General features: G+C 44.5%; 25 protein-coding genes and 2 riboswitches. Of the genes, 3 read left to right on the top strand and 22 right to left on the bottom strand.

Annotated features, from left to right (window positions below):
* Nucleotides 1-95 precede the first annotated feature (95 nt).
* From fabG to sdaAB, 7 genes are all read right to left on the bottom strand, one after another.
* Nucleotides 96-836 carry a 3-oxoacyl-[acyl-carrier-protein] reductase gene (gene fabG / locus DYE48_RS19025; RefSeq protein WP_115824945.1) on the bottom strand — a complete coding sequence of 247 codons (741 nt, stop codon included), beginning with the start codon at nt 834-836 and terminating at the stop codon, nt 96-98.
* Nucleotides 836-1777 (bottom strand): ACP S-malonyltransferase, encoded by a 942-nt coding sequence (gene fabD / locus DYE48_RS19030; protein WP_089652449.1) that lies wholly within the window; start codon nt 1775-1777, stop codon nt 836-838. Before fabD ends, fabG begins: the two co-directional genes overlap by 1 nt.
* Complete coding sequence (gene plsX, locus DYE48_RS19035) at nt 1774-2778, bottom strand: phosphate acyltransferase PlsX (protein ID WP_089652450.1); 1005 nt, start codon at nt 2776-2778, stop codon at nt 1774-1776. The genes fabD and plsX overlap by 4 nt, the downstream gene beginning before the upstream one ends.
* Nucleotides 2775-3356, bottom strand: a complete 582-nt coding sequence (gene fapR, locus DYE48_RS19040) for a transcription factor FapR (protein ID WP_115824946.1) — start codon at nt 3354-3356, stop codon at nt 2775-2777. The genes plsX and fapR overlap by 4 nt, the downstream gene beginning before the upstream one ends.
* A gap of 792 nt (nt 3357-4148) precedes the next feature.
* Nucleotides 4149-6185 carry an ATP-dependent DNA helicase RecG gene (gene recG, locus DYE48_RS19045; RefSeq protein ID WP_115824947.1) on the bottom strand — a complete coding sequence of 679 codons (2037 nt, stop codon included), beginning with the start codon at nt 6183-6185 and terminating at the stop codon, nt 4149-4151.
* A gap of 5 nt (nt 6186-6190) precedes the next feature.
* A complete protein-coding gene (gene sdaAA / locus DYE48_RS19050) occupies nt 6191-7075 on the bottom strand; it encodes an L-serine ammonia-lyase, iron-sulfur-dependent, subunit alpha (RefSeq protein WP_089652453.1) in 885 nt (294 codons plus the stop codon).
* 20 nt (nt 7076-7095) lie between these two features.
* Entirely contained in the window at nt 7096-7758 is a 663-nt protein-coding gene (gene sdaAB, locus DYE48_RS19055; protein WP_115824948.1) for an L-serine ammonia-lyase, iron-sulfur-dependent subunit beta, read from the bottom strand.
* 222 nt (nt 7759-7980) lie between these two features.
* Here sdaAB and DYE48_RS19060 point away from each other — a divergent pair, with 222 nt between their 5' ends.
* Nucleotides 7981-9249 carry an NCS2 family permease gene (locus DYE48_RS19060; RefSeq protein WP_115824949.1) on the top strand — a complete coding sequence of 423 codons (1269 nt, stop codon included), beginning with the start codon at nt 7981-7983 and terminating at the stop codon, nt 9247-9249.
* An 82-nt stretch (nt 9250-9331) separates the two neighbouring features.
* On the opposite strand, the gene DYE48_RS19065 is transcribed toward DYE48_RS19060, so the two are convergent.
* The 11 genes from DYE48_RS19065 to DYE48_RS19115 all read right to left on the bottom strand — a co-directional run bounded on the left by DYE48_RS19065 (nt 9332) and on the right by DYE48_RS19115 (nt 20176).
* Nucleotides 9332-9718: a YuzC family spore coat inner layer protein gene (locus DYE48_RS19065; RefSeq protein WP_147299299.1), complete on the bottom strand. Its 387-nt coding sequence runs from the start codon at nt 9716-9718 to the stop codon at nt 9332-9334.
* An 896-nt stretch (nt 9719-10614) separates the two neighbouring features.
* The gene (locus DYE48_RS19070) at nt 10615-11064 is read right to left on the bottom strand and encodes an Hsp20/alpha crystallin family protein (protein WP_115824951.1); all 450 of its coding nucleotides are present in this window, start codon (nt 11062-11064) and stop codon (nt 10615-10617) included.
* 73 nt (nt 11065-11137) lie between these two features.
* Nucleotides 11138-12850: an assimilatory sulfite reductase (NADPH) hemoprotein subunit gene (cysI, locus tag DYE48_RS19075; protein ID WP_115824952.1), complete on the bottom strand. Its 1713-nt coding sequence runs from the start codon at nt 12848-12850 to the stop codon at nt 11138-11140.
* Nucleotides 12851-12872: 22 nt separating this feature from the next.
* Nucleotides 12873-14669 carry an assimilatory sulfite reductase (NADPH) flavoprotein subunit gene (locus DYE48_RS19080; RefSeq protein ID WP_115824962.1) on the bottom strand — a complete coding sequence of 599 codons (1797 nt, stop codon included), beginning with the start codon at nt 14667-14669 and terminating at the stop codon, nt 12873-12875.
* Nucleotides 14670-14692: 23 nt separating this feature from the next.
* Nucleotides 14693-15505 carry a uroporphyrinogen-III synthase gene (locus tag DYE48_RS19085; RefSeq protein ID WP_115824953.1) on the bottom strand — a complete coding sequence of 271 codons (813 nt, stop codon included), beginning with the start codon at nt 15503-15505 and terminating at the stop codon, nt 14693-14695.
* Nucleotides 15493-16119, bottom strand: a complete 627-nt coding sequence (locus tag DYE48_RS19090; RefSeq protein WP_167449558.1) for an NAD(P)-binding protein — start codon at nt 16117-16119, stop codon at nt 15493-15495. The genes DYE48_RS19085 and DYE48_RS19090 overlap by 13 nt, the downstream gene beginning before the upstream one ends.
* Nucleotides 16116-16874: a sirohydrochlorin chelatase gene (locus DYE48_RS19095; RefSeq protein WP_115824955.1), complete on the bottom strand. Its 759-nt coding sequence runs from the start codon at nt 16872-16874 to the stop codon at nt 16116-16118. Before DYE48_RS19095 ends, DYE48_RS19090 begins: the two co-directional genes overlap by 4 nt.
* Before the next feature lie 13 nt (nt 16875-16887).
* A complete protein-coding gene (gene cobA / locus DYE48_RS19100) occupies nt 16888-17664 on the bottom strand; it encodes a uroporphyrinogen-III C-methyltransferase (RefSeq protein WP_115824956.1) in 777 nt (258 codons plus the stop codon).
* A 13-nt stretch (nt 17665-17677) separates the two neighbouring features.
* On the bottom strand, nt 17678-18274 hold the full coding sequence (cysC, locus tag DYE48_RS19105; protein WP_115824957.1) for an adenylyl-sulfate kinase: 597 nt from the start codon (nt 18272-18274) through the stop codon (nt 17678-17680).
* Between the two features lie 5 nt (nt 18275-18279).
* The gene (gene sat / locus DYE48_RS19110) at nt 18280-19428 is read right to left on the bottom strand and encodes a sulfate adenylyltransferase (RefSeq protein ID WP_115824958.1); all 1149 of its coding nucleotides are present in this window, start codon (nt 19426-19428) and stop codon (nt 18280-18282) included.
* 13 nt (nt 19429-19441) lie between these two features.
* Entirely contained in the window at nt 19442-20176 is a 735-nt protein-coding gene (locus DYE48_RS19115; protein WP_115824959.1) for a phosphoadenylyl-sulfate reductase, read from the bottom strand.
* Between the two features lie 81 nt (nt 20177-20257).
* Nucleotides 20258-20364: riboswitch (SAM riboswitch) on the bottom strand.
* Between the two features lie 171 nt (nt 20365-20535).
* A riboswitch (SAM riboswitch) is annotated at nt 20536-20633 on the top strand.
* 127 nt (nt 20634-20760) lie between these two features.
* Here DYE48_RS19115 and DYE48_RS19120 point away from each other — a divergent pair.
* The gene (locus DYE48_RS19120) at nt 20761-21642 is read left to right on the top strand and encodes a sulfite exporter TauE/SafE family protein (protein WP_115824960.1); all 882 of its coding nucleotides are present in this window, start codon (nt 20761-20763) and stop codon (nt 21640-21642) included.
* Between the two features lie 37 nt (nt 21643-21679).
* Here the strand turns inward: DYE48_RS19120 and DYE48_RS19125 are convergent, their stop codons facing one another.
* Entirely contained in the window at nt 21680-23347 is a 1668-nt protein-coding gene (locus DYE48_RS19125; protein WP_115824961.1) for a DAK2 domain-containing protein, read from the bottom strand.
* 31 nt (nt 23348-23378) lie between these two features.
* Complete coding sequence (locus DYE48_RS19130) at nt 23379-23741, bottom strand: Asp23/Gls24 family envelope stress response protein (RefSeq protein WP_089654647.1); 363 nt, start codon at nt 23739-23741, stop codon at nt 23379-23381.
* A gap of 242 nt (nt 23742-23983) precedes the next feature.
* Here DYE48_RS19130 and rpmB point away from each other — a divergent pair, with 242 nt between their 5' ends.
* Complete coding sequence (gene rpmB, locus DYE48_RS19135) at nt 23984-24172, top strand: 50S ribosomal protein L28 (RefSeq protein WP_035505437.1); 189 nt, start codon at nt 23984-23986, stop codon at nt 24170-24172.
* 147 nt (nt 24173-24319) lie between these two features.
* On the opposite strand, the gene spoVM is transcribed toward rpmB, so the two are convergent.
* Nucleotides 24320-24400 carry a stage V sporulation protein SpoVM gene (gene spoVM / locus DYE48_RS19140; RefSeq protein WP_035505439.1) on the bottom strand — a complete coding sequence of 27 codons (81 nt, stop codon included), beginning with the start codon at nt 24398-24400 and terminating at the stop codon, nt 24320-24322.
* 48 nt (nt 24401-24448) lie between these two features.
* Nucleotides 24449-25102 carry a thiamine diphosphokinase gene (locus DYE48_RS19145; protein WP_115824963.1) on the bottom strand — a complete coding sequence of 218 codons (654 nt, stop codon included), beginning with the start codon at nt 25100-25102 and terminating at the stop codon, nt 24449-24451.
* Nucleotides 25103-25296: the final 194 nt, after the last annotated feature.

A 25296-nucleotide genomic window follows, 5' to 3' on the forward strand; every position in this document is an offset into this window, starting at 1 on the left:
TGTTGCCAAAAGCGCAAGAGGTTGTTTAGCCCCGACTTCAGATGAAATCTTAATTTCAAGTTCAAGAGAAATTGCGCTTAGTTAAACACGCGTTTTTACATGACCATGCCGCCATCGACATGCAACGTTTGACCTGTCATGTACGCTGCATCTTTAGAAGCGAGGAATCGGACAACGCGTGCCACATCTTCCCCTTCACCAAGACGCTTCAGTGGAATCAAGGCAAGCATTTGCTCGCGTTGCTCGTCTGTTAGGGCATCTGTCATATCTGTAGCGATGTAGCCTGGCGCTACGGCATTCACCTGTATGTTTCTAGCCGCCAATTCTTTGGCGTTCGATTTGGTCATTCCGATGACACCGGCTTTGGCAGCAACGTAATTCGCTTGTCCAGGGTTTCCGGAAACACCTACGATTGAAGCGACGTTGATGATTCTTCCATACTTCTGCTTCATCATCTGGCGTGTCACCCCTTTTGTACAAAGGAAAACGCCTTTCAAGTTCGTATCGATCACTGAATCAAACTCTTCTTCTTTCATTCTCATTAAGAGATTGTCTTTCGTAATCCCTGCATTGTTAACAAGGATATCCAGACGGCCGAATTCATCTACGACTGTTTTCACCATTCGTTTGACATCTTCATCATTGGATACGTTGGCCTGTATTTTGATGGCCACGCCGCCTAGTTCATGGATTTCCTGAACAACAGCCTCTGCCTTATCTTCGCTTCCTGCATAATTGACGGCCACTTTCGCCCCTTGATGAGCAAGTTCAAGTGCAATAGCCTTTCCGATTCCGCGGGATGCCCCTGTGACAAGAGCCACCTGGTCTTGTAACATTACGATTCCTCCTTATACCAATCGATGAACGCTTGCAGTGAGTCTGGATCCTGCACACTGAACGTTTTCATTCGACGTTTCACTTTACGAACAAGACCACTCAACACTTTCCCTTGCCCCACTTCTACAATAGCATCGACATCTTCTTCGACGAATGCCTCAAGAATCTGTTGGAACCTTACAGGTGAGTAGAGTTGTTCAATGAGAAGCTTCTCTATTTCTTCCGCATTTGTCACCGGTGCAGCAGTTACGTTAGCGTACACAGGGACGTTCGCATCATGGATTTTCGTTTCAGATAAATGATCAGCAAAATCATCACTAGCTGACTTCATGAGACGGGAGTGGAATGGTCCACTGACATTGAGAGGAAGCACCCGCTTCGCTCCTGCTTCTGACAATTGTTCAGATGCTTTGTCCACGCCCTCTTTTGTACCAGAAATGACAATCTGCCCTGGACAATTGATATTCGCAAGATCCACAGCTAGATCTCCATCAAAGTCACGCAAAACTTCTTCAATTTCTTCTTGTGATAGACCAAGTACAGCCGCCATTGTTCCCATACCTGTTGGGTAAGCTTCTTCCATCAGCTTTCCACGGACATGAACTAGTTGAACGGCTTCCATTGGTTCCAGCGCTCCGGCTGCAACCAAGGCACTGTATTCTCCAAGGCTGTGACCTGCCGTCATACCAGGAGCCACCCCTTCTTGCTGGAGTACTCGCTGGATGGCTATACTATTCAAAAGCAATGCCGGTTGAGCATTTTCTGTTTTCGTTAATTCTTCAGAAGGCCCTTCGAACATTAAACGAGTCAACGAATAACCAAGGGCTTCATCCGCTTCATCAAACAATTGTTTCACAGCAGGATAAGCCTCATACATCGCCTTCCCCATTCCTACTTCCTGGGACCCTTGCCCAGGAAAAACACATGCGATTCGTTTCATGATTCATCCTCCTCTTTGTGCATTTCAGAAAGTGTTGCTGAAATTGTGTTCGTTACATCAAGCTCAATCATGTGGCAGGCCTGTCGGATGGCATTTAAAACAGCTCGATCATTAGAAGAACCATGCGCTTTGATGACAGGTGCGGCCAAACCAAACAGACCCGCTCCTCCATATTCGCTATAATCAAGCTGAGCTTTTAACTTCCGCAGATCATTCTTTGCTAACCCAGCCGCAATTTTAGTTTTAAAGTTACTCATAAATGTTTGCTTCATCATCGAAAACATCGTCATGGCCGTTCCTTCGATCGTCTTCAATGTAACATTACCTGTGAATCCATCAGTCACGACTACGTCTGCTACGCCTTCAAGTAAGTCACGCGCCTCGACGTTTCCAACAAAATTGATCGGAGCTTCTTTCATCAGGTCAAACGCCTTTTTGGTCAAGTCACTTCCTTTGCCATCTTCCGTACCGACATTCAACAGACCAACCCTCGGCTGTTTAATATTGCGCACGTTTTCAGCATAAATACTCCCAATCACTGCATATTGCAACAAATGGTCTGGCTTCGCATCCACGTTTGCTCCGACATCCAGCATGAGAAAACCTTTGCCGTCTGACGTTGGAAGTGTCGGACTGAGCGCTGGCCTGTCCACACCTTTCATTCGACCGACGACAAACAATCCCGCACTCATCAATGCCCCTGTGTTCCCGGCAGATATGCAACCATCCGCTCGTCCTTCCTTCACTTCAGTGGCTGTCAGAACCATAGAAGATTGCTTCTTTCTCCTAACAGCCCTTACCGGTTCATCATCTGCTGTAATGACTTCTGTTGTATGTAATATAGACACATTGGACTGTCCTGTTAAAAAAGGCTTGATTTGAGCTTCATCACCTACAAGTGTGATTTCCAAGCCGTCAATTGTGTCTGCGGCCTGTACCGCCCCTTTCACAATCGCTTCAGGAGCGTTGTCACCGCCCATAGCATCAATGGCTAACTTCATTCTTGATCCATCTCCTTCTGTTGGTTCGAACGATACATTTCAAACGTTCCCGCAAATACTTCTTCGTTACCTACATAACTATGCACATTTACAAGTGTTCGTCCTTTTTCATCGTCCCCCTTGACAGTCGCTTTAGCCACCACACGTTCACCAAGTTTCACCGGGCGTGTGAATGCAATCTCCGACTGCGCAGTAAGCGCCAGTTCATCATTGATTAAGGCGACGGCCAGGGAGTTGGCCTGTGCAAATAAGTAGTGCCCTCTAGCGATATGGTTTCTGGAAAAGACATGTTCCGGGCGGATGTCCAAGATCGAAATGGCACGGTCGTCCAATTCCAGGTCGACCACTTCCCCGATGATTTCTTCCACCGGCAAAGCTTTCACCGTTTCATTCCATTCTTGTGTGGCGACCGACTTGATGCGTTCCCGCAATTCCGGAATTCCAAGTTCCATTCGATCCAGTCTTATCGTCTGGATGCTGACCCCGAATGTTTTTGCTAGTTCTTCGTCTGTAATGAAGGGGGTATGGTCTATTTTCGTTTTCAATTCTTCCTGACGTACTTTTTTAGACTTCTTCATACATATTCCACCGTTCATTTAGCCATAATTTCTCACCTTATGACTAGGTACTAATAGTAATATATAATACCAAGTTCAATTACGCAAGGATTTGCTTATGATTCCCTATTTTCATCTCCATAGTATTTCGACACTCAATTAAGTGACACACGACACTATATTAAATAATATGGCAGGATTGTGTAAGACTTGATTTCGAGACTTTTGTGAGAGTTTAGGGGCTCCGGGAAAAGGTTCGCTTTCCGCGGGCGAGTGATGAGCCTCCTCGAGCTAACGCTCTGCGGGGTCTCATCTACCACGCACTTCCCACAGGAGTCTCACCGTTTCCCTCCGCCCCTTTGCCATATAAGGTTCTCGAAATCCCTATAACAGTCACCCGCTGAGTTCGATAATGAAGTCCTGATTAACAACGTAGTTATAGTCCCTCTAACCATAGATACTACACGAATAAGGTAAGAGATCAGGGTCTGGGAAACGTCCGCATGAAAAGCTAAAGAAGACACAAACGTGTGTGTTTTTCTACGAACGGATTCAAAACACCGCAAATCGTCGTTTCCCTGACCCCGTATCCATGGCCAGGATTTGTCATTCATTATTTCAACTAGGCAAGGCTTCCTTTAAGGATGCGCGGTATGTGCCCCTTGCGCTCCCATGGAAAGCGAGCTATTCCCCGCAGCCCCATCCACTCAACAAAAGTCTCGAAACTGAGTCTTCAAGAAAAGGGAGCTATACTTGAAAGGGGTCGTGTGGGAAATGGAAAACACTCGGCTTTTTGGCCGAGTGTTTGGTTAGTTAGTCCAACACATTACCAAGAAGGTGTTGGTCACTATATACGTGCTCTTTTAGAGTTTTGTATCGTTCGTCATTATCAAGCATATTTTCCATAATCATTTCAGCGGCGTCTTTTCTTGCGGTTTCGAGTGCGCGGTAATCGTGCACCATGTCTCCGACCTTGAATTCAGGAAGACCGCTTTGCTTTTTGCCGAAAAAGTCGCCGGGACCACGCAGCTTCAAATCTTGTTCAGACAATTCAAAGCCATCATTCGTCTCGGTCATAATTCTCATTCGTTCTTTCCCTACGTCTCCTTTGGGATCACCAAGAAGAATACAGTAACTTTGATCGGCTCCACGCCCTACACGTCCTCTCAACTGGTGAAGCTGGGAAAGACCGAACCTTTGTGCATCATAAATGACCATGACAGTTGCATTCGGTACGTTCACGCCTACCTCTACGACCGTTGTGGAGACGAGGATCTTCAGCTCGTTCGCTGCAAATTGTTGCATAACGCTCTCTTTTTCTTCGTTATGGAGACGACCATGCATCAATCCGACGGATGTAGACGGCTCAAAAACAGCGCTTAGCTGATCGTAGAGGTCAATGGCATTTTGAATATCAAGCTGGTCCGATTCTTCGATCAAAGGACAAATGACGTAGGCCTGGTGCCCCTGGTCAATCTCTTTCTGTATAAAGCTCAAGACGCGGTTGGTCATTTCTCCTTTGACCCAATACGTATCCACAGGTTTCCGTCCTGCCGGCATTTCGTCAATCATACTGACATCCATATCTCCGAATGCCGTAATCGCAAGCGTCCTTGGAATAGGCGTTGCTGTCATGAATAGGACATCAGGAGAAAGACCCTTATCTCGCAGTGCCCGCCGCTGCTCGACTCCGAAACGGTGCTGCTCATCGACGATCACAAATCCAAGGTTTTTGAAGACGACCTCATCCTGTATGAGCGCATGGGTACCAACGAGGATATCGATTTCATTCTGCTCCACGGCTTCCAGGATTTCTCGTCTCCGCTTTCCTTTGATAGATCCGGTCAGTAAAGCTACCTTCGCACGCCCTTCAAACATTTGTTGCAAAGAATGGTAATGTTGTTCTGCCAGAATTTCCGTCGGAACCATGAGAGCCCCCTGATGACCAGCTGTAATTGATGCGTAAAGAGCAATCGCGGCAACAGCTGTCTTTCCTGAGCCGACGTCCCCTTGAAGGAGACGATTCATTCTGTGCGGACTTTTCATGTCGTTTAAAATTTCTGCGAGAGACCGTTTCTGCGCAGAAGTCAATTCGAATGGCAGCGATTGAACAAATGCCGTCAACTGATCGTTGTCATACGTTTGAACAATTCCTGATGTCGATTCACGGTTATGCTTTCTTAACAGCTGCATTTTTAATTGAAATACAAGAAACTCTTCGTATATAAAACGACGTTTTGCATGCTTCAGCATCACCCTTGTTTCCGGATAATGCATTTGATTCAAAGCTGAAGGGCGGTCTGGGAGTTTATAAGCAAGAGCCAGATCTTCAGGAAGAATCTCAGGAAGATCCACACTATAATCATCAAGGGCGTTTTTGATCACTTTCCTCAATGTGTTGAGGTTAACCCCTTCTTTCAACGTGTACACAGGCTGGATGGGTTCCTGACTTTTAGACTCTCCTTTTTTAAACTGGCTGACCGTTATTTGGAGTCTCTGTTGATCCCACTTCCCTGTCACCGTAACCGTGTCCCCTTGATTCAATTGTTTCTTTGCAAAAGCACGATTGAACATGACAGCTTTTACCGCAAACTGATCGACTTGAAGGGTAAAAGTCAGCCGTGATTTCTTCCTGCCATAAAAACTTAAAGCAGGTTCAGAGACGATTTCACCTTCAATGGTCGCCTTCTCATTGTGCGTCAATTCAGTAAGAGGCTTCACTTCATAAGAATCATAGCGGTGCGGAAAGTAGAATAATAGATCTTCCACTGTAAAGAGTCCAAGCTCATTTAATTGTAATCGTAGTTTATCTCCTACTCCTTTAACTTCACTGATCGATTGGTGCAACACGTCATTCACTCTTTCTTCAACGATATTCCGTACACTTTGGCTTCTAATTCACGCCCCGTAGGTGTAGCAGCAAGTCCACCTTGAGCCGTTTCCCTGAATGCTGAAGGCATGCGCTGCCCTACTTTGTACATCGCATCAATAACCTCATCACAAGGAATTCGGCTCGTCACTCCTGCAAGAGCCATATCCGCAGCAACAACCGCGTTGGATGAACCCATGGCATTTCTTTTCACACAAGGGACTTCTACTAGACCTGCAACAGGATCACAAATGAGGCCGAGCATATTTTTCAAAGTAATCGCCATTGCTTCAGCAGATTGTGAAGGCGTACCCCCGGCCATTTCTACAATCGCAGCAGCAGCCATCCCTGCAGCTGACCCGACTTCTGCCTGACAACCTCCTGCGGCCCCGGAAATAGAAGCATTATTAGCAACCACAAATCCGAAGGCACCGGAAGTAAACAGGTAACGAACCATTTGTTCACGCGTCGGATTCAATTGATTTTTCACAGCAAAAAGCGTCCCCGGCACACAACCGGCACTTCCTGCGGTAGGTGTAGCACAGATGGTCCCCATGGCCGCATTCACTTCATTTGTTGCGACAGCTTTACTAACGGCATCCATAAGAAGGTTTCCGGATAACGGGGTGTGATTTTTCATATAGTTTTGAATGAGGACTGCATCTCCTCCAGTCAATCCACTATGCGATTTAACACCTTTCAAACCATCTTCAATCGCTTTCTCCATAACATCGAGGTTTCTTTCCATTTGAGAGAACACTTGCTCCCTCGTTAGTTGTTTCACTTCCATCTCCTGACGAATCATAACTTCAGAGATTTGGATATTTTCACTTTCTGCTAATTCTACGAGTTCAGCTACATTTCGAAACATGTGAGCTCTCCTTTCTTTATTTAATCTGATATTTTAGCTACTTGTGTAATGTGATCCGCTCGTTCTAGTTCATCAAGGATCGAATCATCAATGTTCTGATCCACTTCAATGACCATCAAGGCTTGTTCTCCTTGCGCTTTACGGGACACTTCCATGCGTCCGATATTGATTTCATTTTTAGCTAAAATGGCCGTAGCCGAGGCAATGGCTCCATAACGATCATTGTGAATAAGCAGAATCGCCGGGTGACTTCCGGATAAGCGAAGTTCAAAACCATTCAATTCCGTAATTTCCGCTTTTCCTCCCCCGATGGAAATTCCGACTAACTCGAGCTCACCATCATCGTCACCGATTTTTATTCTGGCCGTGTTGGGATGATCCGTATGAGCATCCTCTTCATGAAATCTTACCTTCATTCCATTTTTCCGCGCCGTAACGAGTGATTGACTGATTCGTTCATCATACGTATCGTAGTCGAGCAATCCACCAATGATGGCTACATCTGTGCCATGACCTTTATAGGTTTTCGCAAATGATCCATACAAATGGATGTGGGCATATTTTGGTTCCCTGCCAAATAAATGGCGTGCGGCACGCCCGATCCTTGCTGCCCCTGCGGTGTGTGAACTGGATGGCCCAATCATGACGGGACCGATAATATCGAATACTGAACGAAATTTCATGAAAATCACCTTCCCTTTTTCATCTATATATAAAGAAAGAAAACGCTTTCTACTATATTATAATCCTTTTACATCTTAACACAAACTGTTGTTCTACACCTCATTTTTTACAAAAAGCGAACAAATCAGGTTGATAGATTGTTCATTTACGAGTAAAATAAACGTTTGTGGGTTACTCGGTAACCGGGCGGGAGAGGGATAAATTTCATAGAGGAGATTCAAATGCTCAATCAGCATCATCAAAAAGTGAGCTGGAAGAAAGAAGGTTTGGCTGGATTGATCGGTTATTTCACGACCGTCTACATTGTGGCCGTGAACAGCCAAATCCTTCACAGTGCAGGTCTGCCGCTCGAAAGTGGTATGATTGCAACGATTCTTGCCAGCGCACTCGGCTGTTTGATCATGGCTTTATACGCTAATGCGCCTATGGTTCTCATTCCAGGAATGGGTGTTAACGCTTTGTTTGCCTACTCCATCGTTGAAGGTACGGGATTGACGTTTCAAGAAGGGCTGGCTGTTGTATTCCTAGCTTCGTTGATCTTTCTAATCACGGCTTTCACAAAACTTGGAGACTGGTTGAAACACGCGATTCCGGGCTCTTTGAAGCATGCCATCACGGTTGGTCTTGGACTGTTCTTGACGTTGATCGGATTAGAAAAAGGCGGCCTTGTCGTCAGAGGGGAACACTCTTTGATCACACTCGGCAACCCTTCGTCTGCAATTGTCATCACAAGTATCCTTACATTGTTTATCGGGATTTTCCTTTTCACAAAAAATGTCCCTGGTAACTTCTTAGTGACGATGATTGCAGGTACCATCATCGCTCATTTCACAGGAGTATTGGGAGAAAGAGGAGATTCTCTCGCACTCAGCGAACAGTCATGGATCTTCATGCCGGATTTCGCAAGCGTGACAGAGTTCGGATTCTGGATGGCCGTTTTCCCCCTTGCGATCGTTCTCATTTTTGAGAATATGGGTCTTATTCACGGACAATTGGAGATGCTTGATCAACAAAGCAAATTCAAAAGGTCCTATCAGGCCTCTGCCTTTTCAGCATTAAGTACTGGATTCCTCGGTACATCACCGACGGTTTCTTCAGCTGAGAGTGCAGCTGTCATTGCATCCGGAGGTAAGTCAGGAAGAGCAGCACTCACAATGGCTGCCTTATTCATCGGCACCATCTTTTTGACCCCTTGGATTTCCATGGTACCATCCACCGCTATCGCACCAATTCTCATCATTGTCGGAGCGCTGATGGTACAAAACATTAAGGAAATTCCCCTGGATCAATTATCCGAAGCGATGCCAGCCTTCCTGATTATCGTGATGATTCCCTTCACCTACTCCATCGCTGATGGAATGGCTTTTGGATTCATCGCGTATCCGATCGTAAAATTCGCCATCGGAAAACAAAGAGAACTAACTACGCCAGTCGTACTGATCGCCATGGTCTTTCTCATTGAATTTATCATGCGCTCGCTTGGTCATTAATTTAGGTGCAGCGCAACTATGCTGTATTTTTTAAATGAATACAAAAAAGCAATAAATCCCGTACATCTAAGATGTACGGGATTTATTGTATTCTCCATCGTAAAACAATGGTTAACTGACAACACTCTACTTGTTGATTGCTTGCAGACAAATGGATTTTCATCCGGTCTGGATTATAATCTGCTTGAAAGGGGGACTCTACACCAGAACTTCGAATCAAGGTGTTTACTTTCGATTGATCTGATTCCTGAGCAGCCCCCATCACATCATTAGCAAAATCATGTGAATTGCTAATTTTTCCTACTACTTTTCTAGCATCATCCATCAACTTTTCCATCTCTGAGGCAGACTGGACAAACATATCCTCGTCAACTTCCGGATACAAGCGAAGATCTCGACGTTGAGGGTAATGATGGTAAACATTCGGGTATACGACAGGGACATAGCACGGAACCCACACGACATACATACAAAAACCCCCCGGGTCCTTGAGAACATTTCTTCCCTTTTTTGAACCATTATTAAATATATGTACCCCGCAAAAATTCAGAAGCCTCAAAAATCCTCCCTCCTTCTTCCTGAAAAGCTCCCGATTGTGGAAGACTCAGTTTCGAGACTGTTGATGAGCGGGTCAGTGCTTCTGGGGATGGCTCACTTTCCGCGCGGCCTTAAAGGCAGCCTTGCCTAGTTGAAATAATGAATGACAATTCCTGGCCATGGATACGGGGTCAGGGAAACGACGATTTGCAGTGTTTTGGATCAGTCAGTAGAAAAACACACACGTTCGTGTTTCCATTCGCTTTTCATGCGGACGTTTCCCAGACCCTGTTCCCACGCCTTATTCGTGCAGGATCTATGGTTAAAGCGACTCTATAACGGCGTTGGTGAGCAGGTCTTCATTACAGAACACGGCAGGTTACTACTAGAGCGATTTCGAGAAACTCATATGGTAAAGGGGCGGAGGAAAACGGTGAGACTCCTACCTTAAGTGTGGAGGCGCCTCGATCAGCGGCGTATGGACTGGACTGAGCTGGCGGAGATAAAGGAAACACGAAGAACGGAGAGATTCGATGTTGACTTATCGTACAGAAGCGAGGGAAGTCTCACTAGCCGCTAGGCGCCGGAACCGGATATCTAAGAGGAAGTGCGTGGTAGATAAGACCCCGCAGAGCGTTAGCTCGAGGAGGCTCATCACTCGCCCACGGAAAGCGAACCTTTTCCCGGAGCCCCTAAACTCCCACAAAGTCTCGAAATCGAGTCTTTCACAATCCTGCTATTTAGCTTAATAACGACATAACAATGGATAAAAAAATCATCAAAAAAGCGTCCAGGTTATTCTGGACGCTTTTTGGTGTGAGGACAGGGTTATTGATCATCCACGTCTATGACCTTAATGGAAGAGTTATGCTTTGGAAATACAATCGTAAGAACGCCACCCTTAAAGGATGCACTGCTTGCTGTATCAGCAACGGCAAAAGGAAGAGTGATCACGCGTTCTCTTTGACTAAATGAATGAGTACGGTTGTAATAATGAGCATCTTCATTTTTCACTTCTCGAAGTTGCCGTTCATCCACGCGGATTCGAAGCTGGTTCCCAGAGCGATCAATGCGTATTTGCTCACGCGTCACATTAGGAAGATAGGCTTCCACGGTGACGTCCCGTTCTGTTTCGAACACTTCCACAGGAATGGTCGTTTGTTGAAAGAAATCCTGAACATGTTTGATAGATTCATCAAAGAATGAATCGAACGCTTTGACGATGTCACGAAAGCGTTGATCGAACAAATCCGGCAATTGTTTCTGTTTGTCATCCATACCTTTGCACCTCTTTTTGCATAAAGTCTGCCCTACACTTTATGCATGGCGCTTCATATGGTGAAAATTTTATTTATGAATGAAAGTCTTGACCTGAAGTTACCGGTTGGATGTACCCTTTACGTATGACAAAATCTCCAAACCTTTCATTATCTTCCCGCTGCTTCGCATAATGGACAAGTAAGGGCCTTAACTCTTCTAAGATTTCTCTTTCTCCGATATTTTCACGATAGAGTTTATTCAACCTGTCCCCCGCAAACCCAGCTCCCAGATAAAGGTTATATTTACCAGGGGCTTTACCTATAAAACCAATCTCCCCAAGCGCTGGGCGTGAACATCCATTTGGACAACCTGACATTCTTATAATAATTTCTTCATTTCTCAAGCCCACTTCATCCAGGACTTCTTCTATTTGATCAATCAACGAAGGCAGATACCTTTCAGACTCAGCCATTGCCAGCCCGCACGTAGGCATGGCCACACAGGCCATGGAATTTCTTCTTAATGCAGAATTTTGCTTTCCTTCGGATAACCCGTACTCTTCAATAATAGCTTCTATTTCTGGTTTATTCTCTTCCTTTATCTTGGAAAGCGTAACATTCTGATTAGGGGTCAGCCGGAACTCACCAAGTCCCAGTTCGGCAATTTTCCGCATTCCTTCTTTTAGTAAATAATCCGCTTCATCTTTAATGCGTCCATTTTGGATAAAAAACGTATGATGCCAAACCCCATCTTCCCCCTTCAACCATCCATATCGATCGCCATTATGATCAAAATGATAGGGTTTTGCCTCATTCAGTTCCCAACCGGTTCTACGATTCAATTCCTCACGGATCCAATCCAGTCCAAGACGATCAACCGTGTATTTGAAACGAGCGTTCTTCCGATTCGAACGGTTTCCGTAATCACGCTGAATCGTCAGGATTTTCTCAGCGACATCTTTGCCTTTTTCTTTCGGACAAAAACCAATGACACGACCTAATTGAGGGTATGTAGCCTCATCTCCATGGGTCATGCCCATTCCGCCGCCAACAACTACATTGAAACCGATCAGCTTCCCCTCTTCTTCAACGGCTATGAAACCGAGATCCTGTGAAAATACATCCACATCATTGGAAGGGGGAACGGCGACACCAATTTTGAATTTTCGCGGCAGGTAGTGAGTACCATACAACGGCTCTTCTTCCTTTTTGCCATCCATGACTTTTTCTTCATCAAGCCAGATTTCATGATACGCTCTGGTCTTCGGAAGTAAGTGTTCACTTATTTGTTTAGCAAACTGATAGACTTCCGCATGATAAACGGACTGATTTGGATTCACGTTAGCCATGACATTACGGTTGACATCCCCACAAGCTGCAATGGAATCAAGCAATGCTTTATTCATTGCTTGTATGCTGTTTTTCATGTTCCATTTCAATATCCCGTGCAACTGGAAGGTCTGCCTTGTCGTAAGCTTCATGGTACCATTTCCATATTCATCCGCTAACGAATCCATCGTCAGCCATTGATCTGGCGTCGCCACACCTCCGGGAAGACGGACACGCACCATGAATTGATAAGCGGGTTCTAGTTTCTGCTTCTTCCGCTCATTTCTCAGATCACGATCATCCTGCATGTAACTTCCGTGAAATTTCAGCAGTTTCGTATCATCCACAGGGATACTCGCGCTGATCGAGTCTTGAAAACTATCCAAGAGCGTTCCTCTTAAAAAACGACTCTCTTCTTTGATCCTCTCCATATCATCCGGTGGACCTTCAGGCCTTAAGATTTTGTTTTCAGCCACTAGACTACCTCTCCCTTCCTTTTCAATAAACGTCCCTTTGGTAACGCTTCGCTTTTCTCAATTCTTTCAAATATTCCTCTGCTTCTTCTTCGGTGTATTTTCCTTCTTCTTTTATTATTTGCAGGATGGTGTTGTGTACATCTTTGGCCATGTATTTTTCATCTCCACATACATAGACATAAGCCCCGGATGTTAACCATTGATAAAATTCCTCCTTGTTCTCAAGCAATCGGTGCTGGACGTACACTTTTTCTGATGTATCTCTAGAGAAAGCGACATCCATTTTTGTTAAGACCCCATCTTTTAACCACCGCTGCCATTCGACTTGGTATAAGAAATCCGTAACAAAGTGCTGTTCACCGAAGAAAAGCCAGGACCTGCCCCGCGCCTCCCTTTCTTCTCTCTCTTCAAGGAACGATCGATAAGGTGCGACACCCGTCCCTGCACCAATCATGATGATCGGGATTGACGGGTCATCCGGCAGTTTGAAATTGTTGTTTTTCTGCACAAAAACAGACAGCTGATCTCCCGCTTCTGTCCTTTCTGCACATTGCCCCGAGCAGACTCCTGTACGATTCCGGCCATTTGAATCATACCTTACTGTCCCGATGGTCAGGTGCACTTCATCGGGATTTGCCTTTAAACTGCTCGCAATGGAATACAGCCTTGCAGGTATTTTCCTTAAGGCGCTGACAAACTCTTCGGCTCCCGCTTCCCATGGTCCATAATCTCTGACGACATCCAACAGGTCCCTTCCATATACATAGGCATTCATTTTTTCTCTGGATGAAACAAGTTGTTCGAATTCTTCATGATCTGTCAGAGCCGCTATTTTTTCCAGTAAAGGTATGGTCAAAGCTGTAATATCATAATAGGAAATCAGAGCTTCCCGTAATGCGCGGACTTCCCCACCTTTGTTCACGATGACCGACAAGTCCGGATCCCAATCCATTTCTTTAATCAGCTCATCTACGAGTGCTTCATCATTTTTCGGAAAAATCCCTAGACTGTCCCCGGGTTCATAGGTAAGGTTTGCCCCCTCAAGGTCGATTTCCAAATGGCGGGTCTCTTTATTCGATCCGCGTCCGCTCAGATTGATATTCTCCAATACTTCCGCTTGAAAAGGATTTTTCTTAGAGTAAATCGGACGATCTGTAATAGAAGTGACTTTTTCAACCGTTTGAGCGACAGAATCCTTTGTATCCCCTATTTTTTCAAGCACTCCATTCCACCATGATTCAGCATCTTCTTCGTAATCCAAGTCGCAATCGACGCGGGGGCGGATACGCTCTGCGCCAAGTTCGGCCAGCCTTTCATCGATTTCCTTCCCCGTCTGACAAAAGAACTCATAAGAGCTGTCACCTAGAGCAAGGACTGAATACCTGATTCCGTCTAACTTGGGCGCTCGTTTACTGAAGAGAAAATCATATAAAGATAGTGCATTGTCCGGTGGATCTCCGTCTCCGTGGGTGCTTGTTAAAATCAATAGATCCTGCTCATTTTTTAAGTTTTTCGGTTTGTATTCATCCATATCCATAACATTGGCTTCAAAGCCATTTTCTTTTAACTTCGCTGAATATTCTTCAGCTAGAGCCTGACAGTTCCCCGTATGTGATCCATACAACAGGGTTACCTGCCGGGCAGCCGCCGCTTTTCCTTCTCCTTGGTGATCCTTTGCATCAGGGGAAGCATGGCTTGGAACGGCAGCTAAATAACCGCTCAGCCAAATTTTTTGTCTATCATCCATTGTCAAAAGCAAACGGTTCAATTGTTCCGCTTGTTCTTGATCAAAGGGGCTGTTCTTGACTTCTAGATTCAACATTGACACCTCCAGATTGGTAGCTAATGATGCGACAATTGAGACTGAAAATACTGGTCAAGCTCCACGATCATCGCACCCATTTTCGGACGCTCGGGTTGAACGACCGAAGAAATTCCATGGTCATGAAGGGATTGGGCGGTTACTTTTCCAACAGCTGCCGCCTGGACATGATGATTGAAAGCTTCCACAACCTCATGCCGCCTCTTAGTTTGATAAAATAAATTTTTCACCTGGGTTTTACTTGTGAAAACAACCGCATCCAATTGAGCGTTTGCTATGTGAAGGGCTAAATCTTCTACGACCACAGGATCAGGCGGTAAGAACCTGTAAGGGTTAGCCCGGTAAACGCTGTATCCTTTCTTCTCTAATTTTCTTATCAAGAATTCTTCATCTTCGTTGTATGTCTGGAGAAAGATTTTGCGGGTCTCTGTTTGATCTACGACAGGGATTTGACTCAACAGATTTTCCATCGTTCCGTCTTCAGAAATCACGTCAGGGAACAGTTCATTCGTCTTTAACCAATCCATCGTTTTCGAACCGCGAATGGCAAGTGACTCTTTTTCCAACTTCTGAAGGAACAGACCGTCCAGATTTTCTCTTATTGCCGCATCGCTAAGGGTCCGAGCACCAATTCCTGTCGTCAAAATAACCCGGCTGAACGATTGACGAAGATAGTCTTCCACATGACGGCGGGATGCTTTTTCATCCAGCAACTGCTCCCCTTGCAATGGAAAAACAAACGGTTCTCCACCCATGTTTGTAATTAATTTTTCAATCGCCTCCGAACGGCGGACTGCCGCAATGCCTACCTTTTTTCCTTTTAATCCCGACAAATGCGTGCTCCTCCTTTGTTATGTATTTCTTCCTTGATGATCGATTGTTTTTCCCGTTCCAAATAAGAGGGATCAAGCATTCTTTCCAAATACCTATCTTTTTCCGCTCTGGATAAAGAAGAAGTCTTCAGCATTTGCCTGCATTCATATAAAAAATCTACATATTCCTTATAAGCAGGCGGAAACTGTTTTTCCCATTCTGCACGCAACCGGCTGGCGAGCTTAGGGCTTGCGCCTTGAGTGGTAACAGATACATTTAGTTTTCCTCTGGAGAATTGTGCAGGAATATGTAAGTTCCCACCCTTCCCCCCATCCGCTCTGTTCACGAGAGGGACATCACCTGCAAGCATTGCTATCCTGTCGTTTGTATCCTGGTCTTCTGTTGCAATAACCAAAAGAAAAGCAGCGGTGACATCGTCAGGTTTAAAACACCTGTTCCACCAGCGAATTCCTCCATCCTTAATCAACTGTTGGAGGTCCTCCGTGACGGTTGGACTGACAATAGTAATCCTTGCTTTCTCTCGATGGAAGACCTTCGCCCTTTTCTCAGCTGTTTTTCCTCCTCCAATGATGATGATATCCTTTTTTTCTAAATCAACGGAGAGCGAAATCACCTTAATCTTTCCTCCTCTTCCATCCCTTTGCTTAATGCTTGATTGACTCGGTCAACCAGAGATTGAACCATATTGGGATGATCATTTAAATAGGAAGCGAGATAGACATGACCTCCTTTCTCTCTTACGTTCTGCAAACTTTTTTCCAAAGACTCATAGAGGAGGCCGGTAAACCACAAGTAAGGAATAACAATCGTTTTAGAATATTTGCGCAGCGATTCTTCAAACGCATCTGCAAATCGCGGAGAAAGAGCAGCCAGGTAGCATGTTTGGATATGTTCGATCCGGCACTTCTCTTTCAACACATCAGCAATCAATTCAATGGATTTTTTTGTATCAGGATGCCTGCTCCCTCTTCCTACAAGTAATACATTTGTTGTTTCATCAAGTTCGGCCGGCAGTTCTTTCAAGCGGTCTACCAGCACATCCGTGATTCTTTCCTGCACTCCAAGCGTTTGACCATAAGTGATTGAAAGATCTGGATAGATCGCTTTGGCTTTCTCGATCTCATTGGGAATATCCTTGAAATAGTGTCCGGCACTCAATAACAGTACAGGGATGATGACAACCTTTTCAGCCCCTTTTTCTACAAGTTTGCGAATGCCTTCCAACACATCCGGATCTGCTAACTCGAGAAAACAAATATGATAAAGTTCGCAATCGACCTTGCGCTGAACATGGGTCAAAAAGTGAACCGCTTCCTCTTTAGCTTCCTTTTTTCTACTACCATGACTGACATATAAAACGGCTTCCATCGTACCCCCACTTTCATACAACGCCTGTGGTCATTTCTTTAAGGTTTTCTTCCACGGTAGGTTCAAACCATTGCAGACGTTCTCGTAACCTGACTACATCCCCTACGACGATCATCGCAGGATTCTCAATACTTCTTGATTTTTCAACGATATCTTCAATTGTGCCTGTCACCGTTTTTTGCTCTTCTGTTGTGCCCCATTGCACCAAGGCTACCGGTGTATGAAGAGGTCTTCCGTATTTCAAGAGTCGTTCACATATGTCTGGTAACTTCTTTACTCCCATATAAATGCACAAAGTATCCATACTTTTAACGACTCGCTCCCAATAGGCCTCTTCATCGCTGCCTTTTTTATTGACACCTGAAATGAAAGCGACAGAAGAACTGTAGTCCCGGTGGGTCACAGGAATGCCTGCATAAGCAGGCGCTGCAATTCCCGAAGTGATTCCCGGCACGATTTCATAAGGAATGCTTCTTTTGGCGAGTGCCTCCGCTTCTTCTCCTCCACGTCCGAATACGAATGGGTCTCCCCCTTTCAAACGGGTGACCACTTTTCCTTTCAGCGCATATTTACACAAAAGGTGATTGATGGTCGTCTGACTTAAAGCGTGATGATCCGGACGTTTGCCGCAAAAAACAAGTTCAGCGTCTTCTTTCGCCTCATCCAAAAGCTCTTGATTGATCAAACGATCATAGAGAATGACGTCTGCTTTTTGTATCGCTTTTAACCCTTTCACTGTTATGAGGTCGTAATCCCCCGGTCCCGCTCCCACAATATAAACGTTTGTCATCTTCCGGCCCCTTTCATTCCACCCAATTTTTATCTTGTAAAAGCTTCCATACTTGTTCAGCACAGTTTTCCACATCATAAGTTTTAGAATCGAGCACCAGTTCCGGATGGAGGGGTACTTCATAAGGAGCATCAATACCTGTAAATCCTTTGATTTCTCCATTTCTCGCTTTCTTATATAGCCCTTTCGGATCACGAGTTTCACACTCTTCCACAGGGCAGTCGACATGGATCTCAATAAAATCCCCCGTTGGCACAGAGGCCCTTACAAGATCCCGATCTTTTTGATAAGGAGAAATGAACGCTGTTAAAACGATGGTTCCACTGTCGGCAAAGAGTTTCGCGACTTCACCAATCCGTCTGATGTTCTCCTCCCTGTCTTTTTCCGAAAACCCGAGGTCTGAGTTAAGTCCATGTCTCACATTGTCGCCATCGAGCAAATAGGTTTGGATTCCTTTTTCGTGCAGAACTTTGTTCAACCGGTTGGCAATGCTTGATTTACCTGAGCCCGAGAGGCCGGTAAACCAGAGCACTCCGCTTTGGTGCCCATTTTTCCTGCGATAAGCTTCTTTCCCAATGGATGCTTCATGCCAGGTCAAATTTTTGTTCATGCTCCTCACCCTTTCACTTCCACGGTTTCTTTCTGCAGTCCTTCGATTAAGACGTCCACCACTTCAGGACGGCTGAACGTTTTTGGAGGTTTTTCTCCTTTACGCAGTAACTCTCTCACTTTCGTCCCTGACAAGATCATGTGATGTTCTTTGTCGTGGGGGCAGGTTTTATGAGAAGCCATCGATTCACAGGCTTTACAGTAAAAACTGTGTTCAAAGAAAAGAGGAGTAATGCCAAGTTCCCCATTTTCGTAATGGCTGAAGATTTTCTGTGCATCATATGTGCCATAGTAATCACCGACCCCTGCGTGATCACGTCCGACAATGAAATGAGAGCACCCGAAATTCTTCCTGACGATCGCATGAAAGATCGCCTCCCGCGGCCCTGCGTACCTCATCGCAGCATTGAATACGGCCAAAGTGACTCTTTCTTTTGGGTAATAGTTCTCTAGAAGAACTTGATAACTCTTCATCCGGACATCACTGGGAATATCATCACTTTTCGTTTCGCCCACCAGCGGATTTAAAAACAATCCATCCACTGTCTCAAGCGCAGCTTTCTGGATATATTCGTGAGCTCTATGAACAGGGTTTCGTGTTTGGAAACCTACGACCTTTTTCCAACCGAGTTGTTGAAAAAGCTCCCTTGATTCTTTTGGATCTAGATAAAATGATTTCCCATGTTCGTAAGGAGGTTTTTGAAATACTTCGATTTCACCTGCTGCATACCAGTCTCCTCTGTCGAATAATTTTTTCACACCGGGGTGAGCAGATTCTTTTGTTAAGTACACGTTTTGAGCTTCCTTTTCCTTATCCGGTTTAAATCGATCTGTTATCGTAATCGTCCCATATACAATCCCGTCCTTGACCAACTGCGCTTTCTTTCCAAGCGTCTGAACCTGTGCCTCTGTGATCGGGAGCGTAATAGGAATACTCCATGGAGTGCCATCTTTCAACCTCATCGTATCAACGACAGATTCATAGTCTTCTTTGTTCATAAACCCTTTTAAAGGACTATAAGCACCATTTGCAATTAAACCGACATCACTTAATGCCATTGAATCAAGCTCGATAATATCTTCCGGCAGCTCCTCCGGTCTCGTTTCCTTCCACCTGTTTACAAGCACTCCACCGTGCGGGGTTATAATCGACATGCAAATTCCTCCTTTATGAATTTTCCTCTTCTACAGACTCTGCTGTGTGTAACCCACATTCAGTTTTATTGAACCCTTCCCATCTGCCTGACCTCCCATCATCTGAAGCTTGAGCGGTACATGGGATGCATCCGACACTGGGATAATTTCGATCGTGCAATTCATTGTAATCCAACCTATTTAGTCGGATATATTGCCATACGTCTTCCCACGTCCAGTGAATCAAGGGGCATACTTTTATGGATTTAAATCTCTCATCCTTGTTAACGAAATTCGTATTCTGACGACTGGGGGATTGTTCACGTCTCAGTCCCGACAGCCATGCTTTCCTCCCGCTTAGGGCATCTTCGAGTGGTTTAATTTTACGGATGTAACAACATTGATCCGGCTTCCGTTTCCAAAGGGCGGATCCGAATTTCTCAGCTTGTTCTTCCAGAGTAATCTCAGGTTTTTTCATCGTTATGTTTAACTTCGGGTACCTCTTTTTCACTTTTTCAATAAGCTGATAGGTTTCTTGAAAATGGATTTCTGTATCAAGAAAAACGACTTCGGCATCCGGCTTCTCCTTGGAAATCAAATCAATGAGAACGATACCTTCTGCTCCGAAACTGCAGGCATACACAATGTCCTCATATTGAGTGTAAGCCCAGCGAATGACTTCCGCTGCTCCTTTGGTATCGTCGTCTTTCGGTGGATCCCCTTCAAATGGATTTTCAAAAGATTGGTACGTGACGAGTGGTTGTTTCATTTCATCCTCCTTTCTTAAAGCAAAAATGCCTTTCTTCGCGATAAGAAGAAAGGCATTTACGAATAAATGTAAACTACATTCTCCTTATCTTCTCAAGCGCTTAACACTTGCTGGAATTGGCACAGTATCTGTGTAGATCCGTTGCCGAGGCTTCGAAGGGCCAGTCCCTCCACCTCTCTAGATAAGAAAAGGTATGAAATTTTCTGAAAAACAAGTTGATACAAATCTTATGCTCCTTAGCATCATATGTCAATGCTTTTTAGAAAAATCACAATTTTTTATGTTTTTTTATACTATATGATTGACAAATAAAACCATGTCCGTTAGTTTTAGAATTATTCTTAAAATCACTCATACGATCCTTATGAAGAGTCGGGGGAGGAACCTGGTCTAACTATCCCGCAGCAACCTTTAAGAAGGTGCTCATTCCAGCAGCCAGAAGGCTGAAAGATAAGGTGCGGATTACTCCCCCTTCTTTCAGATGGGGGAGTTTTATTTTTTTTGATTATAAAACCTAGTAAATGCATAGGAATAATGAAATATATTTTTCCACACATTGAACTATTTAAAAGGAGTGGTACACTTTGCAAAAACTGACGATTTTCGCTCTCATTGGTTTTGTTGCTCAACTGATGGATGGAGCACTCGGCATGGGGTTTGGGCTGAGCTCATCAACCATTCTCTTATCCTATGGACTTGCTCCTGCTGTAGCATCCGCTTCCATCCATATGTCTCAGATCGCCACAACGGCTGTTTCAGGCTTTTCCCACTATAAATTTGGAAATGTAGACAAACGCCTTGTCATGATTATCGCAGTTCCTGGTGCCATCAGTGCCTTTTTAGGGGCGGCATTTTTAAGCTATATATCAGGGGAATTCATTAGACCTTACATATCCATATTCCTACTCACACTAGGGATTTATATCATTTTTCGTTTCCTATACCTTTCGAAAAAAACAAATACCAAAGAAAAAAAGTCTGTAAACAAACGTTTCCTCTTGCCACTTGGAATTGCCGGGGGTTTTTTGGATAGTGTCGGAGGGGGTGGATGGGGGCCTGTGAATACACCTGCGCTTCTTTCTAAATCAGGGATCGCTCCAAGGAAAGTCATCGGGACGGTGGATACGAGCGAATTTCTGGTAACGATTTCAGCCACGGCTGGTTTTTTGATTTTTTTAGGTCATGACCAGTTCAGCTGGCTGCTCATTTCATCTTTCGTTATAGGCGGTGTTGTGGCGGCACCCATCGCCGCCTGGCTTGTCAAAACCCTTCCTTCTTCTGTTCTAGGTGTATTGGCCGGAGGTTTTATCATACTTACAAATTCGAGGACTTTACTTTCTTCGATCCAAGTCAGTGATTCGATCTTAACGTTTGTGTACACTTGCCTGCTATCCGGCTATCTCTTAATTGTTGTTTTTTCTATTCGAAACCATCTTCGAGTCAAGGTGGTTCGAAAACAAGCATAAAAGAAACGCAGCCCCAACAGCTGCGTTCCTGCACGTTTTATTCGATTGAAAAGATATAGGAGTAAATCGGCTGTCCACCATTGTGGATTTCCACTTCCAGATCTTCATACGTTTCTTCTATGAATGATTCAAGTTCTGCTACATCTTTTTCGTCGACTTCTTCACCTGTCAAGATGGTCAGAATTTCATCTTCATCTTCGTCGATCATTTGATTCAACAACGTTTTAGCAGTCGTCAATGCATCTTGATCTGTAGCGGAGATTTTGCCATCGGCGATTCCCATGAAATGGCCTTTAGAAATGTCCAACCCATCAATTTGTGTATCTCTGACGGCGTACGTAATTTGACCTGTCTTCACTTCAGCCATGAGGCTGAGCATTTCCTCTTTATTCGCATCAAGATCCGCTTCCGGGTTGAACCCAAGAAGGGCGCTCATCCCTTGAGGAATCGTTTTCGATGGAATGACAGCCACCTCTACATCCGCTAATTCTGCCGCTTGTTCAGCAGCCATGACGATATTCTTGTTATTCGGCAAGACAAGCACTCGTTTCGCATGTGCTTCTTTAATCGCTTCTGAAAGATCTTGAGTACTCGGGTTCATTGTTTGACCGCCCTGGATGACAACAGTAGCTCCAAGACTTTCAAACAATTTCTTGATTCCGTCTCCCATGCTTACTGTCACGATTCCGTACTCTGCTTTTTCCTCTGACTTTGGCTTGGCTTTCTTTTTGTCACCAACGATCGACGTATGCTGCTCACGCATATTCTCGATCTTCATGTTGACAAGACTGCCGTATCTTTGCCCCAAGGTCATCGCTTCACCTGGATATTCCACGTGGACATGGACTTTGATCAAGTCTTCATCAGAAACGACAAGCAGAGAATCGCCCATTTCACTGAGCTCATTACGGAAGGCTTCTTCATCATATGGATGTTCAGCAAGTTTATCTTCTTCAAATTTGACCATGAATTCTGTGCAATAGCCAAATTCAATATCCTCTGTATTCATGAAATCCTGATTTAGCTTGTGGTGTTCAGCGTTGACCATGTCATCCATCGATACTGTATCATCAAGATCAGGAACCTCTTCCCCTTTTAAGTTGGCTAGGAAACCTTCATAAATCGTGACAAGGCCCTGACCGCCACTATCTACTACACCCACTTCTTTCAATACTGGAAGCAGTTCAGGCGTATGCTTCAATGATTTTTTCGCTGCTTGAACGACTCCTTCGATGAATGGAATGAAGTCATCTTCTTTTTTAGCAATCTCGACAGATGCTTCGGCAGTCTCTCTTGCTACAGTAAGAATGGTTCCTTCCACAGGTTTCATGACGGCTTTATATGCTGTGGCGGCCCCGCCTTGAAGAGCGTCCGAAAAGTCTTTGGTTGTAATGACTTCTTTACCTTCAATCGCCTTTGAAAAACCCCGGAAAATTTGGGAGAGAATAACACCTGAGTTACCACGCGCTCCCATTAAGAGACCTTTGGATAAAGATTGGGCCACTGTTCCTACATGATTCTGGTCCACATTCCGTACTTCTTCAGCTCCAGAAGTCATGGACAGATTCATATTCGTCCCCGTATCTCCATCCGGTACAGGGAAAACATTCAAAGCATCGATCATTTGTGAGTTCTGCTTTAAATGATGAGCTCCTTGCAAGATCATTTCGGCAAGCGTCTTGCCGTCTAACTTTTGTAACGTCACACTTACTTCCTCCTTTGACTACAACCGCGATCTATTCAGTTGTCACACGAACTCCCTGAATGAAAATATTCACAGAATCCACGGACAAACCAACTGTTTTGTTTAGTGTGTATTTTACTTGTGATTGGACATTATGAGCGACTTCGGAAATTTTCGTACCGTAGCTCACGATAATGTACATGTCTATATGGAGGCGATCTTCATCCTGTCTGACAACGACTCCTCTGGAAAAATTCTCTTTGCGGAGCATTTCAGATAAACCATCACGGATCTGATTTTTAGATGCCATCCCGACGATGCCGTAGCACTCGACAGCAGCTCCTCCAGCAATCGTTGAAATGACTTCATTGCTAATAGTAATATGACCATATTGGTTATTTAAATCAACAGACATAATAGATCCTCCTTTATAATCCTCATTAATCCTACCCTATTATAACACAAAAATGTGAAATGAATTTCTGTTCAATGGTAAGAAAATGACCTGGATATCCCTACTATACTGTGTAACAATTCATAAGTTCTGTCAAGAAAAAATTCTTGATATAATTCTGACTAGATTATTGCAAACACGTTTTCTATATGATAAAGTTACTAAGTATCTGATGATTTATGTATGTAACAGGAGGGATTTTCATGGCACGCAGAAGTGTTCTATCTGGTAAAGGTACCCGTTCAGGTAACCACCGTTCACACGCGATGAACGCTAATAAACGTAAATTTAAAGCTAATGTTCAAAAAGTTCGCATCCTTGTGGATGGCAAGCCTCAAAAAGTTTACGTAACAGCACGTGAACTTAAGTCAGGCAAAGTACAACGCGTATAATTGCGGACACTGAGCTTATGAGCTCACAAAAAAGCACCCTTTCTGGGTGCTTTTTTTTATTTGTCTAAAGATAAGTAAACGGGCGCTTGTAATGCTCTCCGGAGCTCAGCCCATGTGTACTCCGGAGTTTTCCCTTTTGATTTGGTCCTAATCTTTTTTAAATGTACTTATGACTGCGCGCACTAAACCCCCGACGAACCTTGGGAGTTTGATGGTATAAAATTTCAAAAGAGCCCCCTCCTCCTATATGAACTAATGCGAACTCCCTTATTACCTTCAAGTAGGCAAGTCTGTACTTCTTATTACTAAGAGTATGCCTGACTCAAATGAAAAAGTACCTGTATCTTCAATCAGTCGATTTGAGATGCACAAGGTGGATCCAAATGGTAGGTAAGCTTGATTCAAAGGATAGTAGAACCCTTCAAGCGTAATTTTTGTCACTTCAAGCGTGACCGGCAAGAAAGAAACATATGGGTAAATTTCATCCGCTTCTATCTTATGCTCACCAGCAGAGACTAATTCCACTCGGTTCTGTCGATCGATGATCGTACTCTTTACATTTTCCTTCATCAGAGGGTACAGGAGTTGCATGTTCGCTTGAGAATGATCGATCCGGCCACCGGTCACTCCGAATAATAGAATATGCCTTGGATTTAAACGGAGTGCTTCGTTTATGGCTAATTCCAAGTCGGTTTCATCTTTTTCGTCCGGATATACAAGGATTCGTTTGGATTTCTTTTTTATTTCAGCCAGAGACTGTTCCGAGACGGAGTCGAAATCTCCGATGGCAATGTCAGGGTCCACTCCCTGCTCAACGAGGACTTCCGCTCCTTGATCGGCGCCGATCCAAATGCATTCTTCACATGCGTATTCTTTTACATCAGGTATGTAAGACTTCGGCCCACCACCAACAACAATAACTCTCTTCATATCCATAACATCCTTCCTATACCTTTCACCATAAAAAAACATTCCCTTCTCTATTCAAGATAAGCTCCCTTTTCTTGAAGACTCAGTTTCGAGACTATTGTTGAGTGGATATGGGGCTGCGGGGAATGACTCGCTTTCCGTGGGAGCGCGGTGAGCCTCCTCGAGCTTCGCTCTGCGGGGTCTCACCATGCACT

This window comes from Halobacillus trueperi, assembly GCF_003386945.1.
GTDB classification, from domain to species: Bacteria; Bacillota; Bacilli; order Bacillales; family Halobacillaceae; genus Halobacillus; species Halobacillus aidingensis.